We start from the raw sequence: 17,024 nt of genomic DNA on the forward strand, positions 1-17,024 counted from the left end.
CCGGCTCCCGTCCGAACTCGAGCGGACGGGACCAAGGCCCACGGGTCGTCCGCGTTCCCGGCGTGACAGCGCCTGCCCGGACGCTCCCCCTCCGGTGTGAACGATCTTGCGTTCACGTCTCCGTCATGGTCCGATGTCCTGTCTTTCTCATGATCATCACATTGGGGGCAGAATGACCAGGAGTATGGACCGACGTTCCGTCATGCGCGGCCTGGCCACGGCAGGCGCCGGCGCGACGGTGGGAGCCGTGGCGATGGGCAGCGGCCCGGCGTACGCGGCGGGTTCCGGGGACGACCCGTACAGCGTCGACGTCATCGCCAAGGGCGCCGACCCGACCGGCGCCACCGCCAGCGACGCCGCGTTCCGCGCGGCCGCCGCCGAGGTGCTGGCCTCGTTCCAGCCCGGTCCCATATCGGGAGCGATCCCGAAGAAGGTCCTGGTCATTCCGCCCGGCACCTATCTGCTGACGCAGCCGGACTCGCTCCTGCCGAACGTCGACGGTGAGGGCAACGGCGGCATCGTCGACGGCGTGTCGATCACCGGCTACGGCAAGCGGCTGTCCCGGATCGTGTACTCGCCGGCGGCCGACGACACCACCCTGTGGACGAACTACCAGCGCTACAAGAACATCCGGATCTCCGGGCTCACCTTCACGAGCACCAACGCCACGTCGAGCTTCAACTACGCCTACTCCTCGGCCGACTACGGCGTCCAGGACACCTGGTACACGGACGTCGAGTGGCGCGGCAGCTGGAAGCGCGGCATCGGTCTGGACGGCCCGGCCACGACGTCCAACCTGAACAGCGAGATGGGCTGGGACCACTGCCAGGTCGGCGGCTCCTACTCCGACGCCTTCCTCGTCATGGGGATGACGCCGGCGGCGACGCAGCAGGACCAGTTCCTCAACTACTGGTTCCGTGACTGCAAGGTGGAGTACCAGTCGGGCGTGTTCGTGAAGAACAACCGCGGCGGCTCGATGAACTTCGTCGGCGGCTCCTACATCCTCACCGACGCCGCGTCGAACGGTACGTTCTTCCAGCTCACCGCCGACGCGGCCACCCGCGCCGACTCCGTGACACGCCTGTACGCCCAGGGCATCCGCTTCGAGCTGCGCGGCCTCGGCCACAAGGTGATCGACTCCCGCTGGTACAAGGGGAACATCACCTTCGAGTCGTGCGACGACACGGCGCTCAGCTTCAAGTCCTGGGCGCCGGACGCGGTCACCCACGTGTACGACTTCGACGCGAACGGTGCCCGCGGTCCGATGGTGCGTTACGTGGACTGCGGACTGATGGGCTCGCACCAGGTCACGACCGGGTCCACGGCGACGACGGCGGGCAAGCTGCTGTACGACGGGTGCCGCTTCATCGACATGCCCGCCGCGACCGGAGCGACCGGGTTCCTCCGCTGGACCGGGGCCGCCGCGCCCCGCTACGAGGTGCGTGACTGCCTCGGCGGCGCCACCTACCTGGCGAACGTGAAGAACCCCGCCTGAGCACCGACGGGCACACCCCTCCCGGACGGCGCCAATGGGCGCCGTCCGGGAGGCGGTTCACCGCACGTACACCCGGATTTCCGGCCGCCGGTCACCCGGTGGCGCCGTACCGACACGGAAGGGCAGCACGCTCACGCAGGACTGAAAGCCCCCTGCAGAGGAGAGTTGCGTGACTCGCCCCACCATCGCCCGGTCACTGTTGCTCGTCATGACCACGGCGCTCGCCGCATCGGCCCTCGCCGTGCCGGCCCAGGCCCATCACCGCTCCTCCGAAAGCCCGTTGCCGACCGTGACGCCCCGCGCGGAGACCGCGGTCCTGCACGACGACGACGAGGGCGGCAACGCCGACGCCGACGACCCGGCGATCTGGCGCAACCCCGCGGCCCCCGGCCGCAGCCTCGTCATCGCCACCGCCAAGGAGGGCGGTCTGCGCGTCTACGACCTGGACGCGCGACAGGTGCAGTCGATAGCCGCGCCCCCCGCCGTCGGCGAGGACGACGCTCCGGGCCGCTTCAACAACGTGGACCTCGTCCACGGCCTGCGACTGTCCTCCGGCCGCGCCGACCTGGCCGTCACCAGCGACCGCGGCCACGACCGGCTGCGCTTCTACCGCATCGACCGCGACCGCGCCGGCGGCCCGCTGACCGATGTCACCGACGCCGCCGCGCCGCCCGTCTTCTCCCGGGACCAGGCCGAGATCAACGACCAGCGCACCGCCTACGGACTCGCGACCTGGACGGACCCGGCGTCCGGGAAGTCCTTCGCCCTGGTCAGCCGCCGCGAGCGGACGAGCATCACCCTGCTCGAACTCCTCCCCACCGCGACCGGCACGGTCACCTACCGCACGGTCCGGACCCTGGACCTCCCCTCCTCGTTCCGCCTGCCCGACGGCACCTCGTGGTCCCCGTGCGCCGAGCCGGACGAGCTGCCGCAGGTCGAGGGCATGGTCGTCGACCCGGCCAACGGCACCCTCTACGCCGGCCAGGAGGACATCGGCATCTGGCGGCTGCGCGCCGACCTCACCGGCACGCCGAAGCTGATCGACAAGGTCCGCGAATACGGCGTCCCCGGCGTCTACGACGAGGAGAGCGAGGAGTGCACGCCCGGTGCCGACCCCGGCTACGGCGGCACGAAGATCAGCGCCGACGTCGAGGGCCTGACGCTGCTCACCGAGTCCGACGGTGACGGCTACCTCCTCGCCTCCAGCCAGGGCGACAACACCTTCGCGGCCTACGACCGGGAGCTCGAGGACGCCAACGAGTACGAGGGCGGATTCCGCGTCGCGCCCGCGAACGGCACCCTCGACGGCTCCGAGGAGTGCGACGGCGCCGCGGTCCTGAACGCCCCGCTCGGCGACAGGTACCCGAACGGTCTCCTCGTCGTGCAGGACGGGCACGACGCGCCCGGTGACGGCGACCGGGACGCGACCAACTTCAAGTTCGTCGACCTCGGCACCGTCATGGACGCCCTCGACGACTGATCCCGCGCCGCCACGCGCCCGTGCCGTCCGCCGAAGCCCCCGGGCCCGGCGGACGGCACGGTGTCATGGGGCCGCGAGGAGCTCCGCCACCGCGTGCGCCGTCGCCGGGTGGCGGGCCGTCAGGGACGGCGCGTGCCCTGCCGGGGCGGTCGCCGCCCAGGGTTCCGCGCAGCCCAGGAGGTCCGCCACGGCGTCGCAGGTGGCCCGGTGGGCGGAGAGAAGTGCCGCGCCCGCCGGGCCCGCGGCCCGCCCGTCCGCCGGGGCCCAGGCGTCCCCGGCTCCCACCAGGTCCGCCACCGCGTCGCACGTCTCCGGATACCGGGCGAGCAGCGCCGCGCCGCGTGCCGTGCCGGACGACGGGAGGGCCTGCGTCTCCGGCTGTGCGCGCCACGGCGGGACCCAGGCGTCCAGGGCCACGAGCCGCGCCGGGAAGATCCGTCCCGCCTCGCGGATGAGCAGGGGTGCCAGTTCCGCGGCGTTGGACCGCAGGGTGGTGATGAGGGTCGGCAGCCAGGGCAGCAGCACGGCGTCCGGCAGCCGTCCGAAGGCGTTCGACACGGCCTCCACCACCACGTCCGCGAGCCCCGGCACCGGCTCGAGCGCGTGCACGAAACCGCTGAGGTAGCGCGGGTAGGAGGGCACGGCCAGGGGGTTGGCGAGGAGTTCGTCGCAGCGGGCGCGCAGCTCGCCCCGGGAGAGGGTGCCGAGCTGGACCTGCGCGGCCCACAGGAGCGCCGTCTTCGCCTGGTCCCCCGGGTGCGACTGCGCCACCGCCAGTTCCAGCTGCGTCCGGTCGCAGCCCAGGGAGAGGGCCAGGCTCTCCATGCCGAACAGGAATCCCAGCATGGCCGCCACCTGCCCGACGGTCGCGTCCTCGTCGCGGAACGCCGTCGGCAGCAGCGTGCAGTAGTGGGCGTACCCGGCTCTGACGAAGGACTCGATCCACGGCGGCAGCGCCGGTTCGGCCGTGCGGTAGTAAGCCAGGAGGCCGCGAATCCTGCGGAGCACCTCCGGCGCCCCGTCCACGCTGCGCTCGCCCGCGAGGACCTCCAGCGCGCGCGTGCCCAGTTCGTCGGCGAGGCGCCGGCCGCCGAGGTACAGCGTCGCGTCCTCGACGGCGGCGAGGACCTGCGCCGTGGTGGCCTGGGACCCGTACGCGGTGCGGCGCAGGCGCTGCTCCAGTACCTGCTCCAGGCTCACGCCCTCGTAGCCGAGCTCGATGAGGGCCCGCTGGTGGGTACCGAGGGAGAGGTCCCACGACTCCTGGATGGACCGCTCGCCGAGCCGCCGCTCCCCCATCACCGGGCGGGCGGCGCCCGGTGGAAGGAGGCGGCGCAGCATCCACAGCACGTCCGAGCAGGACCGCAGTTCCGGCTCGGACGCCATGTCGAGCAGGGCCCGGCGCACTCCGCGCTGCTGCAGGTTCAGTTCCAGGGGTGCCAGTCGGTCGTGCACGTCACGGGCCAGGGGCGGCAGCGCGTCGTAGCCGACCTGCCCGATCCTGTCTCCGCCCATCATGATCTCGACGAGCCGGCGCACGTCCCGGCGGCCGGGGACGGTGTCCTTCTCGATGCAGGTGACCGCCGCGTCCTGGAAGTCGTACGGCGTGGGCTTGGCCCGGTCCCGCATGGCGGCGAGCAGGATCGACGTCTCGAAGACGGCGATGGCGTCGGCGGTGGAGGCGAGGTAGCCGTTGCGGCGGGCGGCGCGGACGATGTCCACGGACCAGCCGAGCAGTTCCGCCTCGTCGAGGGTGTGCAGGGCAGGGGGCCGCTGGAGGAAGCCCGAGAGCCGGTCCTCGGTGGCCTCGGGCGCGGCTGGGGGCACGGTTGCCCGCGCCGCCGTCTTCGCCGGGCGTGGCTTCTTCGTGCCGGCCTGGCCTTCCAGGCGGTACGGCTTGACCCGGGTGCGCTTGAGGTTCTTCGCCCATTCGGTCGCGGCGATGGAGACGGAGCCGGCGGCGAGGCCGAACTGTGCCTCGATCGCCGCGTGGCTGGAGGGGATGAGACCGTACTGCCAGGTGGTGGCGGTGCGCGGGGTGATGCTGAAGCCGTCGGTGCCGTGGACGCCGAACTCCTCGACGCGGCTGGCCGCGTGGAAGGCGCCGCACACGTAGAGGCAGTCCGCCGGGTCGGTGCCCGTCGCGGCGAGGTGCTCGCGCATCCGGGTCCACATGTAGCGCTCGCGGTCCTCGTCGACGCGCACCCGCTCCCCCTGGCCGGGGGCGAGGCGCCGGAACAGGCTGCCGATGAGGAACATGACCTGGCGGTAGGTGTCGTGGTCGCTGTCGCCGAGGGGGACCTCGACGTACTGGTGCCACCATTCGGACCAGTGCCGTACCTTGCCGTGGCGCAGCAGGTGCTGCTCCAGTTCGGCGAAGCGGGGCCGCAGGTCGCCGATCTCGATGCCGACGGCTTCGCCGTGGAGGGCGGCCTCGGGCTCGGTGGGCGGCTCCGCGGGCGGCTCGGTGGCCTCGGTGGACGGCTCCGCGGACTGTTCGTGCCGGGCGTCCCACTGGAAGACGTGGTCGGAGGAGCGGTCGACGAGGACCAGTTCCACTCCGGGGGTGTCGAGTGCGTAGGCGACGGCCTGGTACTCGGCGGAGGCCTCGGTGATGGGCGCGACGACGGAGAGCGGGGCCCAGTCGGGCGGGAAGCCCTCGATGTCGCTCGCGAAGGCCTGCACGGCGACCGGCAGCCGGCAGTTGCGCAGCTCGGTGAGGAGCGGTGCCATGTCCTCGCACAGCTCCAGGTAGACGACCTTGGGCTGCTTCTCGCGCAGCCGGCGGGCCATGGCGAGGGCGGATGCGGGCGAGTGGTGGCAGACGGGGAAGATCTCCAGCGGTTCGGCGACGGCGCGGTCGACGTCGTCGACCATGCCGAGCAGGATGCCTTCCAGGGCGTCCTGGCCTCCGGCGAACTCGGCGGCTGCGTCGTGGAGTTGTCCGCGCAGTGCGGCGAAGGGCGGTGCGGCCGGCCGCTCGGGGACGGTCGTGTTCTCCGGGGTCCCGGTCATGACAGCTTGGCGATCGCGTCGCGGCCGCCCTCCAGGAACTCGGGCCAGGAGCCGCCCTCCTCCTTGCCGCGCGGCTCGACGACGCCGTGCAGGTACTTGTTGAGGATGGCCAGGTCCTCGGGCTCGCGGCGGGCGAGAGTGCCGACGAGCGAGGCGGCGAGGGCGCGGGCCGTCAGGGTCCGCTCGCCGAAGAAGTCGCTGTGCAGGACCGCGTCCTCCAGGACGCCGATCTGTTCGGCGGTGGAGAGGGCGGACTCCAGCTTCTCCTCGTCGCTGCCGGCCGCGGCGGCGGAGGCCCGCAGATCGGCGAAGCTCTGCAGGAGGACGTCGAGGAGGGTGGGGGGCACGTCCAGCTCGATGGAGTGCCGGCGGAGCAGTTCCTCGGTGCGGAAGCGGACGATCTCCGCCTCGCTGTTCTTGTTGGTGACGACCGGGATGCGGACGAAGTTGAAGCGGCGCTTGAGTGCCGAGGACAGGTCGTTGACGCCCCGGTCGCGGCTGTTCGCCGTGGCGATGACCGAGAAGCCGGGCTTCGCGAACACGATGTTCTCGCCGCCGGCGCTGTCGAGTTCCGGGACCGAGATGTACTTCTCGGAGAGGATCGAGATGAGCGCGTCCTGGACGTCGCTGGTGGAGCGGGTGAGTTCCTCGAAGCGGCCGATGGTGCCGGTCTCCATCGCGGTCATGATCGGCGAGGGGATCATCGACTCGCGGGACTGGCCCTTGGCGATGACCATGGACACGTTCCAGGAGTACTTGATGTGGTCCTCCGTGGTGCCCGCGGTGCCCTGGACGACCTGGGTGGAGTTGCGGCTGATCGCGGCGGAGAGGAGTTCGGCGAGCCAGCTCTTGCCGGTGCCGGGGTCGCCGATGAGGAGCAGGCCCCGGTCGGAGGCGAGGGTGACGATGGAGCGCTCGACGAAGCTGCGGTCGCCGAACCACTTCTGCGACACCTCCCGGTCCAGGCCGTCGGCGCGCTCGGAGCCGAGGACGAACAGGCGGACCATCTTCGGTGAGAGGCGCCAGGAGAACGGCTTGGGGTTGTCGTCGATCGACTCCAGCCAGTCGAGTTCCTCGGCGTACTTGATCTCGGCGGGAGCGCGGAGCAGGTCGGACATGCGAAGGGCCTTTCTGGGCGTCTCAGGTGAGGAAGGTCTTGAGTTCGTGCACGAGCTTGTCGATGTGGCCGGAGATCACCGGGGTGCCGAGCGCCTTGAAGCGCTCACGGAACCAGGGGTTGACCTCCTGCCGTCCGGAGCTGGTCACCGATCCGACCGGGATGAACCGGACGCCCGAGCGGTGGACCGCTTCGATGCCCTCGAACAGGGGCTGTGAGCGGGAGAACTCGTAGAAGTCGGAGATCCAGACCATGACGGTGTTCTTCGGTTCGGCGATCTTCGGCCGTGCCATCGCCATGGCCACCGGCCCGTCGTTGCCGCCGCCGAGGTTGGTGCGCAGGAGCACGTCGAAGGGGTCGTGCACCCAGGGCGTGAGGTCGATGGCCCGGGTGTCGTACGCGATGAGGTGGACGTCGACCTTCGGCAGTCCGGCGAAGATCGAGGCGAGGATGGTGCAGTTGACCATCGAGTCGACCATGGAGCCCGACTGGTCCACGACCACGATCAGCCGCTGGGGCGTGGTCCTGCGGACGGTCTGCCGGTAGTAGAGGCGGTCGACGTAGAGCCGCTCCTCCTCGGGGCTCCAGTTGGTGAGGTTCTTCCAGATGGTGCGGTCGAGGTCGAGGTTGCGGAAGACGCGCTTGGGCGGGACCGAGCGGTCGAGGTCCCCGACGGTGGCCTTCTCCACCTGGGTGCGGAGCACCTGGGCGACCTCGTCGACGTACCGGCGGATGAGGGACTTGGCGTTGGCGAGTGCGATGCCGGAAAGGTTGCCCTTGTCGCGGAGGAGTTGTTCGATCAGCGACATGCTGGGGGTGAGCCGGGCCGCGAGTTCGGGGTCGGCCAGTACCTCCCGCAGGCGCATGCGGCTGACGAGGTCGGCCTCGACCGCGCCGAGTTCGGGTCCGAGGCCGCCGGCGAGCGCGCCGGCCCCCTGGCCGCCGCGCGGTCCGCCGGGCGCGCAGCCGAGCGCCCGCTCCAGCCAGCCGGCGTCCGACTGCCAGCGGGCGAGCTGTCCGGCGGACACCGCTCCCGATCCGGTGGCGAAGACGTTGAGCAGCAGCTTCGACGCGAGGGCGGCGCGCCGCACCTCCGCCGCGCGGTCACGCGCGCCGTCCGGCTCGGGCTCCGGCGTCATGAGCCCGTCGAACTCGTCGGCCAGTTCCGGATGGCGCTGTACGACGGATTCGACGGAGGCGCCCGGGTCGAGGAGGGCCGGCGGCAGGCCGATGTCCTCGACGACGGCGAGGCTCGCCGATTCCAGGGCGGCCTGCTCCTGGGGGTCGAAGAGGCGGGCGAGGAGTCGCCAGTAGAGGACCTGGCGGCGGTTGTCGTCGCTCATTTCCGCAGCAGCTTCCCTGCTCGTTCGCGCAGGACGGCGACGGAGTCCGTGGCCGCCTTCTCCGCACGTGCGCCGAGTTTGTCGGTGGTGCCCCCGGCCCACGCGCCGGCGTGGACGGCGACGGTCTTCTTCCGGACGGTCGTCTCCACGGCGAGCGGCTGGAGGACGAACTCCCCCGCGTCCCAGCGGAGCAGGCCCAGGCAGGCCCCGGACGCGGCGACGGCCTCCGGGGTGAGCGGGCTCGCGGCGGGGACGCGCTCGGTGTCGACGGTCAGCCTGTGTCCGGCGACCGTGAAGGTCAGGGGCCCGTCGTCGTCGCGCTCCGCCGTGTATCCCTCGACGAGGACGGGGACGGCGATGCCGGCGGGGTGACGGTCCAGTGGGGCGGTCACCGGGTCGGTGGCGGTGGACAGGATCACCCGGGCGGTGGCGAAGGGATCGGCGATATCCCCGGTGCGGGCCCGCTCGTCGTCCCACACGAGGTCGCCCTCGGCGGTGACGGGCATGGCGTCGAGCTCCACGGCGCGCCCCTCCCCCGCCGCGCCGAGCAGGGACATCCGCGGCCGGAGGAGCTGCCACAGGCCGGCGCCGACGACGGTGTCGGGCTTGGGTGCGGACACCGCCGCCCGGACCAGTCGCGGCGCCGAGCCGTCGGAGGGCTCCAGGACCGCGTGGACCTGGGCCTGCACGGCGGTCGCGTGCTCCTGTACGTCCACGCCCAGCGGCAGCAGGCGGCCGGTCACCGTGTCCGGGGCGGGGGTCCGGGCGGCGCCGGGCAGGGTCAGGAGCAGGGCGCGCGTCCACAGGTCGGCCCAGCGGCGCACCGGGACGTGCTCCAGGGTGGCCCCGGGGCAGGAGGCGGCGAGTTCGGCGGCGAAGCCGTCGAGCAGGGTCGCCTGGCGGCGCAGCAGGGGGTCGGGCAGCATCGCGGAGACGACGGGTCCCGCGCCGGCGACCAGTTCGTGGTCGATGCCCTGCCAGCCGGCGCGGGCGAGGTCGCACAGCCAGGCACGGGCGGCGGCGAGCACGTTCACCCCGGGGGCGTCCGCCGGGGCGTCCCGGGTGCTCCGCTCGGCGCGCGGCCGGCCGGTGGCGTCCGCGACGCGGTCCGTGAGCGCGTCGTGCACCGAGCCCATGAGGGCGGTGCGGGCGGCGGCGAGCGCGACGAGGTGGTCCTCGCCCGCGGCGCCCGCCGAGGCCTTGTCGGCCGCCTCGGCGACCAGCGAGGCCAGCGGGGTGCCGGCGACGGAGTGCGCGAGCGCCGCGAGGCCTGCGGCCTGGGCGGGCTGCGGCCTGAGCAGTCCGGCGACGAGCACCTGGTCGAAGGCGTCGACGGCGGCCAGCGCCTCTTCGAGCCCGTCCACGGGGTCGGTGAGCAGGTCCGTACGCATCAGGCGGCCGTCCTCGTCGCCGGGAACCACTGCATCTCGGGCAACGGAACGGTGGTCGGCTCCAGTTCGAGATAGGCGAGGTGCCGGAGGAACCGGCTGAACACCGGGGCGGCGGCCGAGGTGTCGCCCTGCTCGGGGCGCGTGCCGGTCATCACCGAGACGAGCGCCTCGGCGTCGGGCTCGCCGCCCGGCGTCTCGGCCTTGAGGTACCGGGCGACGCGCTCGGCGCCGTATTGCAGGACCGCCTCGCCGACGAGGGCGCGGATGTGGTTGCAGAAACTGCCGCGCGCGCCGCCGCAGGGGCGGTTGTTGTTGGTGCTGCACGCGAACGCGTACGTTCCCGCGGCGATCGACGACACGTACACGCGCCCTATGTCGGACCCGCTGGACACGACGCCCTGCAGCCGTCCGTCGGCCAGTTCCACGAACGGCACCTTGGCGAGTTTCCGCGGTCGCGCGGGCGGTACCACCCGCGCCGTACTCGACCTCTCCCAGACCGGCAACGTACCTCTCCCATGCACGTCGAAGGGGTTGTTCCCGCCGTTGCGGCGGAACGGGAACGAACTTATCCCCGCCCACTGACAACGGCTCGGAACAGTCCCTCGGACCGGGGAGCGCCGCGTACGGTCAGCGCGTCCCGGAGGTGCTCAGAGGTGCGGGACCGAGTTCGCGCCGATGGCCCTGGCGTACCAGCGGGCGCTGGCCTTCGGGGTGCGCAACTGCGTGGCGTAGTCGACGTGGACGGCGCCGAAGCGCTTGTCGTAGCCGTAGGCCCACTCGAAGTTGTCGAGGAGTGACCAGAGGAAGTAGCCGCGGACGTCGGCGCCGTCGGCGACGGCCTGGTGGACGGCGGCGAGGTGCCGGTGGAGGTAGTCGATCCGGCCGTGGTCCCGGACCTGGCCGTCGGCCGTGGGGGCGTCGGGGAAGGCGGCGCCGTTCTCGGTGATCGCCAGGGGGAGGCCGGGGTGGGAGCGGGAGACGGCCATGAGGAGGTCGTACAGGCCGGTGGGGTCGATGGTCCAGCCCATGTCGGTGGTGTCGCCGGGCGGGGCGTGGAAGTCGACGTCCGCGGAGCCGGGCCACGGGGAGTGGGCGCTCTCGCCGTGGGCGTGGTGGGCGGCGGCCGCTCCCGGAGTGGGCGCGGAAACGACGGCCGGGGTGTAGTAGTTGATGCCGAGGAGGTCGATGGGGGCGGCGATGGCCGCCTCGTCCCCCGGCTTGATCAGGGCGTTCCAGTCGACGACGTGCTCGGTGTCGGCGAGGAGGTCGGCTGGGTAGCCGCCGGAGAGCATCGGGCCGGTGAAGACGCGGTTGCCGACGGCGTCGATGCGGCGGGCCGCGTCGAGGTCGGCGGGGTCGGCGGTGAGCGGGCGGACCTGGTGCAGGTTGAGGGAGACCGCGATCCGGGCGTGGGCGGGCAGGGTCGCGCGCAGGGCGGCGGTGGCGCGGCCGTGGGCGAGGTTGAGGTGGTGGGCGGCGCGCAGGGCGAGGGCGGGGTCGGTGCGGCCGGGGGCGTGGACGCCGGATCCGTAGCCGAGGAAGGCCGAGCACCAGGGCTCGTTGAGGGTGGTCCACAGCGCGACCCGGTCGCCGAGGGCGTCGGCGGCCAGGGCGGCGTACTCGCCGAAGCGTTCGGCGGTCCCGCGCTCGGTCCAGCCGCCGCCGGAGCCGTTCGGGTGACCGGTCTCCAGCTCCTGGGGAAGGTCCCAGTGGTACAGCGTGGCGACGGGCTGGATGCCCGCGTCCAGGAGTTCGTCGACGAGCCGCCGGTAGAAGTCGAGGCCGGCGGGGTTGGCGGGGCCCCGGCCGCCGGGCTGGACGCGGGGCCAGGACAGGGAGAACCGGTAGGCCTGGAGACCGAGGTGGGACATCAGGGTGACGTCGGTGCGGTAGCGGTGGTAGTGGTCGCAGGCGATGTCACCGGTGTCGCCGTTGGCGACCTTACCGGGGGTGTGGGAGAAGGTGTCCCAGATGGAGGGGGTGCGGCCGTCCTCGGCGGCGGCGCCCTCGATCTGGTAGGCGGCGGCGGCCGCGCCCCACAGGAAGCCGGGCGGGAAGTGCAGCCGGTCGACGGCGGCGGAGGCGGAGGCAGGGGCGTTGACGGCGGCGGGGGTTGTGGGCATGGCGGCGTACTCCTTCGGCGGAGGGTGGGGGACGAGGAGGGTGGGGGACGAGCAGGATGAGCAAGGGTGGCGAGGGTGAGCCGGGTGGCGGGCGTCAGCCCTTGACGGCGCCCTGGGTGATGCCCCCGACGACGTGACGCCCGAAGAGGGCGAAGACGAGCAGGAGGGGCAGGGTGCCCATGAGCGCTCCGGCGGTGATGACGGACCAGTCGGTGGACCAGCCGGTGCCGAGGCCGGCGAGGGCGACCTGGACGGTGGGGTTGGTGGAGCCGTTCATGACAATGATCGGCCAGAGGAAGTCGTTCCAGGACTGGACGAAGGTCAGCATGCCCAGGACCGCCATCGCCGGCCGGGCGATGGGGAACACGACGTGCCAGATGACGCGCAGCGAGTTCGCGCCGTCGACGCGGGCGGCTTCCAGGAGTTCGGTGGGCAGCGCCTGCGAGAGGAACTGGCGCATGAAGAAGACGCCGAAGGCGGTGACGAGCACGGGCAGGATCAGCGCCCCGAGGTGATTGCTCAGCCCCAGGTTCTTGGTGAGGATGAACAGGGGTACGACGCTGAGCTGCGCGGGCACGGCGAGGGTGGAGAGCACCAGGCCGAGCAGGACCTTCATGCCGCGGAAGCGGAGTTTGGCGAAGGCGAACCCGGCGAGGACGGAGAAGGTCACCGTGCTGACGGTGACCGCCCCCGCGACGAGGGTGGAGTTGAGCAGGGCGACGCCCATGCCGCGCCCGCCGGCGTTGTGCCACACGTAGGTGAGGTTCTTCCACAGGTTGCCGCCGGGCAGCATCGGCGGCGGGCTGGAGACGACCGCGTGGCTGTCGGTGGAGGCCGCGACCAGCGTCCAGTACAGCGGGAACAGGGACGCCAGGGCGGCGAGTCCCAGGGCGATGTGGGCGAGCGGTCCGGCCCGGTGCTGACCGCCGGCCCGGCCGGCTCGGGCGGAGGGTCGTCCCGCCGTGCGGTGACGGCTGTCGGGGACGGATGTGGTGGTGGTCATGTCGTACTCCAGGTCACGTCGTGCTCCGGGTCACTGGGAGGCGCGCAGGCGGCGGGTGATCAGCGCGTTGACGAGCCCGATGAGCAGCAGCAGGCCGAACATGGTCCAGGCGACCGCGCTGGCGCGCCCGAGCATGCTGGAGTGGAATCCCTGGTCGTACATGAGGATGCCGAGGGTCTCGTACTGGTGGTCGGTGCCGCCCTGGTGGCCGCTCTGGCCGCCGAACAGGTAGGGCTCGCCGAAGAGCTGGGTGGCGCCGATGGTCGAGACGATCACCGTGAACAGGATCGTGGGACGCAGGGCGGGGATCGTGACGTGCAGGAACTGCTGCCAGCGGTTGGCGCCGTCCAGGGCCGCGGCCTCGTACAGTTCGCGCGGCACGGCCTGCATGGCGGCGAGGAAGATCAGGGCGTTGTAGCCGGTCCAGCGCCAGGTGACGATCACGGAGATCGCGAACTGCGAGCTCCAGCGGCCGGCCTCCCAGTGCAGGGGGTCCGCGCCGAACAGTCCGAGGACCCAGTTGGCCATGCCGCCCTCGGGGCTGAAGATCAGGGCGAAGACGAGGGTGGCGGCGGCGACGGACGTGGCGTACGGGGCGAGGAGCGCCGTGCGCAGGAATCCGCGGGCGCGGAGCCGGTAGTTGAGCAGGTGGGCGAGGCCGAGCGCCATGAGGAGCTGGGGGACGGTGGACAGCACGCCCAGGGTGAAGGTGTTGAGCAGGGCGTTCCAGAAGTAGTGGCTGACCTGGCCCGTGAACAGGTCCTCGTAGTTCCGCAGGCCGACCCATTCGGCGCGGTCGACGTTGTAGAGGCTCACCCGGTGAAAGGAGAGCCAGCCGGTGTAGAGCAGCGGGAAGAGGCCGAAGGCGGCGAAGACGAGGAAGAAGGGCGCGACGAGGGCGTACGGCGTGCCTTTGGTGTCCCAGCGGTGCAGGCGGCTGCGCCAGGCCGAAGGGCCGGTGGGGCGGGCGGGGGGCGGCTGGGTGTCCGGCCGCTCTTCGGAGCCGTTGCGGCTGGGTGCGGTCGTGGAGGCCACGGGCGGGATCCTTCGGTGGTGACGGCGGTCGCGCCGGTACGGGGAAGGGGCGGCCGGCTCCCCTGTGACCGGCCGCCCCCTCCCCTGCGACGGCGGCCCGGGGAGAGGCGGGGAAGGGTTACTGGATGGTGCTGTCGATCTGGCGGACGGTGGCGTTCCAGGCCTCTTCGGGGGTCTTGCCGTTCTGCTCCATGAGCAGGACGCCGGTGCTGAAGGCGCCGGTCAGGTCGCCGGCGCGCGGGCCGGTCTCGGCGGGCTTGATGGCCTTGGCGGCGGTGGAGAAGATCAGGCCGGTGGCGGCGTCGGGGCCGATGTAGGCGTTCTTGTAGCCGACCACGCCGGGCAGGTCGTAGGCGGCCTGGTTGGCGGGGATGTTGCCGACCTTCTGGAAGACCTTCGCCTGCTGCTCGGGCGCGGTGAGCCAGGCCACGAGCTTCTTGGCCTCGTCGACGTGCTTGCCGGAGGCGGGCACGGCCAGGAAGGAGCCGCCCCAGTTGCCGGCGGCCGGGGGCTGGGCGATGTTCCACTTGCCCTTGTTGCCGGGTCCGGAGAACTGCTGGACGTTGGCCTGCTGCCAGGAGGGGCAGACGGTGGTGGCGAAGGTGGACTTGGAGAAGGCGGTCTGCCAGGGGGTGTCGAACATCTTCAGGCCCTGGCTGGTCCTGCCCTGGACGGCCTTGACGGCGAGGTCCCAGGCGGTCCTGACGCTCGCCGAGTCCTTGTAGGCGAGCTTGCCGTCCTTGTAGTACTGGACGGGGCTGCTGGAGACGACGGCGTTGAAGAGTCCGCTGGCGCTGTCCATGAAGGCGGTGCCCTGGGGCGCCTTGGCCTGGTACCGCTTGCCCACCTCGACGAACTTCGCCCAGTCGCCCGCCCACAGCCTGCCGACCGACTCGGGGTCGGAGGGCAGACCGGCGGCCTTGAACAGGTCCTGGCGGTAGCAGATGGCCATCGGGCCGACATCGGTGCCCAGGCCGATGGTCCGGCCGTCGGCGGTGGTGGCCTGGTCCCACTTCCAGGGCAGGTAGTCCTTCTTGTCGACGCCGGGGGCGTCGGACAGGTCGGCGAAGGCGTCGGCGAGGTCCTCGGAGGTGGCCAGGGATATCCGGGCCACTTCGAGGGCCTGGACGTCGTCGAGGCCGCCGCCGGACAGCCGGGTCTGCAGGGCGGTCCAGTAGTTGCCCTCGACGGTCGTCGGGTTCTCCTTGATGGTGATCCCGGGGTTCTGCTTCATGTAGGCGTCGTACAGACCGGCTTCCTTGTAGCCGAAGGTTCCGAAGGTGCCCACGGTCAGGGTGATCTTCCCGTCGGCGGAGGCGGAGCCGTCGTCGGAGGACGAGCAGCCGGTGAGAGCGAGCGCGAGGGCCGCGACCGCGGAGACGAGTGCGGCGGAGCCGGTGCGGGCACGCGGCAGGGACAGGCGGGACATGGCATCTCCTCGATGCGTCAGCGGGGTTGGGGAGGTACGCCGGGCATGGCCTCGCCTCTTGGGCGGGCGGTCGGCGCGGGGGTTTTCGGAGGCCGGGCGGTGAAGAGCCGGGCGTTTCGAGGACCGGGGCTCCGAGGAGCAGGCCTTCCGGAGCCGGTCGTCAGGAACCGGCCGTCAGGAACCGGTCGTCAGGTACCGGTCGTCGGGACCGGGCCTTCGAAGATCGTGGCGAAAGCCTGTCCTGAGGGTCGCTCCCCTGATTGGGAGCGCTCCCAAAACTTGGTGTCGAAACCCTGCCGCCCCTTTGACGGCCTGTCAAGGGTGGAGGCCGGGACGGCAGGGACACTGCTCGCGGGCGGGCCCGCAGGGGTGCCTCGTCAGGCGCTGGCGCGCGTGACCAGGCGGGTGGGGAGGATGAGGGGCGTGGGATCCTGCCCGCCGATGAGCGCGACGAGCATGCGGGCCATCTCCCGCCCGAGAGCCTCTATGGGCTGATGGACCGTGGTGAGCGGCGGATCGGCTATCTGGGCGACGGCCAGGTCGTCGAAGCCGACCACGGCGACGTCACCGGGGACCGGCCGGCCCGCCTCGCGCAGGGTGCGCAGCGCCCCGGCCCCCATGTTGTCGTTGGCGGCGAACACCCCGTCCAGGTCCGGGTGGTTCGCCAGCAGCGCCGCCATGGCGGCGGCGCCGGTGGACTCGGTGAAGTCACCGACCTCCGGCGGGTACGGATCGAGGCCCGCCGCCAGCATGGCGTCCCGGTAGCCGCGGTACCGGGCCCGCCCGACCTCGGTGTCCAGGCGTCCGGCGATCGTGGCCACCCGGGTCCGGCCGGCCGAGATCAGGTACTCGGTCGCCTGCCGCGCTCCCCCGACGTTGTCGACGTCCACGTACCAGCGGGGGTCCAAACCGACCGGGCGGCCGCCGAACACGACGGGCATCTCCGCCTCTTCGGCCATGCGGGACAGCGGGTCGTCCTCGCGCAGCGCCATCAGCATCACACCGTCGGCGCCTTTGGACCGCAGGAGCTGCTCCACTCGCCTGCGGCCCCGGTCGGAGGCCGCGAGGCAGAGCATGAGGTGCAGGTCGGCGTCCTCCAGGGCGGCCGAAGCCCCCACGATCACCTGCGCGAAGAACGGATCCGCGAAGATCGACGGGTCCTCTCCCGAGACGACCAGGGCGGCAGCGCCGGTCTGACGGGTCGCCAGCGCGCGAGCGGTCGGATTGGGTACGTAGCCGAGCCGGTGGACGGCCCGTTCGACCGCCTCGCGTTTGGCCCGGCTGACGTGCGGGGCGTTGTTGAGCACACGAGAGGCCACCGATCGCGACACGCCGGCCAGCTCGGCCACCTCGTCGAGTGTCGACTGCCGGCGTGGCACACCTTCCGTCATGAACTGCCCTCTTCTCTCATGTCCTGCCGGTTGCGTCCCAGGGTCTCGTGCTCCGACCGGAAAACTGGGAGCGCTTCCAGTTCCAGGACTGTAAACCTTTCGAGCCGCCGTGTGAAGTGTGGGTTACGAGGCGGTACTTGACAGCCAGAGCGGGGCGTCACACGATACCGGCCACAACCCCAGGCATATCGAGTGTCTATTG

At 71.9% G+C, this 17,024-nt stretch carries 12 protein-coding genes; 2 read left to right on the plus strand and 10 right to left on the minus strand.

Going from position 1 to position 17,024, the window contains the following annotated elements; all coding sequences use genetic code 11:
* Window positions 1–184 precede the first annotated feature (184 nt).
* Window positions 185–1,495 (plus strand): hypothetical protein, encoded by a 1,311-nt coding sequence (locus ACIA8N_RS33365; protein ID WP_365784569.1) that lies wholly within the window; start codon window positions 185–187, stop codon window positions 1,493–1,495.
* 208 nt (window positions 1,496–1,703) lie between these two features.
* On the plus strand, window positions 1,704–2,975 hold the full coding sequence (locus ACIA8N_RS33370) for a phytase (RefSeq protein ID WP_365784671.1): 1,272 nt from the start codon (window positions 1,704–1,706) through the stop codon (window positions 2,973–2,975).
* A gap of 63 nt (window positions 2,976–3,038) precedes the next feature.
* Here ACIA8N_RS33370 and ACIA8N_RS33375 read toward each other — a convergent pair whose 3' ends face one another.
* The 10 genes from ACIA8N_RS33375 to ACIA8N_RS33420 all read right to left on the minus strand — a co-directional run bounded on the left by ACIA8N_RS33375 (window position 3,039) and on the right by ACIA8N_RS33420 (window position 16,822).
* Window positions 3,039–5,990: a hypothetical protein gene (locus tag ACIA8N_RS33375; RefSeq protein ID WP_365784571.1), complete on the minus strand. Its 2,952-nt coding sequence runs from the start codon at window positions 5,988–5,990 to the stop codon at window positions 3,039–3,041.
* Window positions 5,987–7,108: an AAA family ATPase gene (locus ACIA8N_RS33380; RefSeq protein WP_030555084.1), complete on the minus strand. Its 1,122-nt coding sequence runs from the start codon at window positions 7,106–7,108 to the stop codon at window positions 5,987–5,989. Before ACIA8N_RS33380 ends, ACIA8N_RS33375 begins: the two co-directional genes overlap by 4 nt.
* Before the next feature lie 22 nt (window positions 7,109–7,130).
* The gene (locus ACIA8N_RS33385) at window positions 7,131–8,450 is read right to left on the minus strand and encodes a VWA domain-containing protein (RefSeq protein ID WP_365784573.1); all 1,320 of its coding nucleotides are present in this window, start codon (window positions 8,448–8,450) and stop codon (window positions 7,131–7,133) included.
* Window positions 8,447–9,871 carry a hypothetical protein gene (locus ACIA8N_RS33390; RefSeq protein ID WP_399416862.1) on the minus strand — a complete coding sequence of 475 codons (1,425 nt, stop codon included), beginning with the start codon at window positions 9,869–9,871 and terminating at the stop codon, window positions 8,447–8,449. Before ACIA8N_RS33390 ends, ACIA8N_RS33385 begins: the two co-directional genes overlap by 4 nt.
* Entirely contained in the window at window positions 9,841–10,344 is a 504-nt protein-coding gene (locus ACIA8N_RS33395; RefSeq protein ID WP_365784577.1) for a hypothetical protein, read from the minus strand. Before ACIA8N_RS33395 ends, ACIA8N_RS33390 begins: the two co-directional genes overlap by 31 nt.
* A gap of 144 nt (window positions 10,345–10,488) precedes the next feature.
* Window positions 10,489–11,964 (minus strand): GH1 family beta-glucosidase, encoded by a 1,476-nt coding sequence (locus ACIA8N_RS33400; RefSeq protein WP_365784579.1) that lies wholly within the window; start codon window positions 11,962–11,964, stop codon window positions 10,489–10,491.
* A gap of 94 nt (window positions 11,965–12,058) precedes the next feature.
* Window positions 12,059–12,967 carry a carbohydrate ABC transporter permease gene (locus ACIA8N_RS33405; RefSeq protein WP_365784581.1) on the minus strand — a complete coding sequence of 303 codons (909 nt, stop codon included), beginning with the start codon at window positions 12,965–12,967 and terminating at the stop codon, window positions 12,059–12,061.
* A 30-nt stretch (window positions 12,968–12,997) separates the two neighbouring features.
* Window positions 12,998–14,002 (minus strand): carbohydrate ABC transporter permease, encoded by a 1,005-nt coding sequence (locus ACIA8N_RS33410; protein ID WP_399416863.1) that lies wholly within the window; start codon window positions 14,000–14,002, stop codon window positions 12,998–13,000.
* Window positions 14,003–14,120: 118 nt separating this feature from the next.
* Complete coding sequence (locus tag ACIA8N_RS33415; protein ID WP_365784583.1) at window positions 14,121–15,431, minus strand: extracellular solute-binding protein; 1,311 nt, start codon at window positions 15,429–15,431, stop codon at window positions 14,121–14,123.
* A gap of 377 nt (window positions 15,432–15,808) precedes the next feature.
* Window positions 15,809–16,822, minus strand: coding sequence for a LacI family DNA-binding transcriptional regulator (locus ACIA8N_RS33420; protein ID WP_365784585.1), 1,014 nt, complete (start codon window positions 16,820–16,822; stop codon window positions 15,809–15,811).
* Between the last annotated feature and the right edge of the window lie 202 nt (window positions 16,823–17,024).

The organism is Streptomyces sp. NPDC051822 (genome assembly GCF_044452745.1).
In the GTDB taxonomy this organism is placed as follows: domain Bacteria; phylum Actinomycetota; class Actinomycetes; order Streptomycetales; family Streptomycetaceae; genus Streptomyces.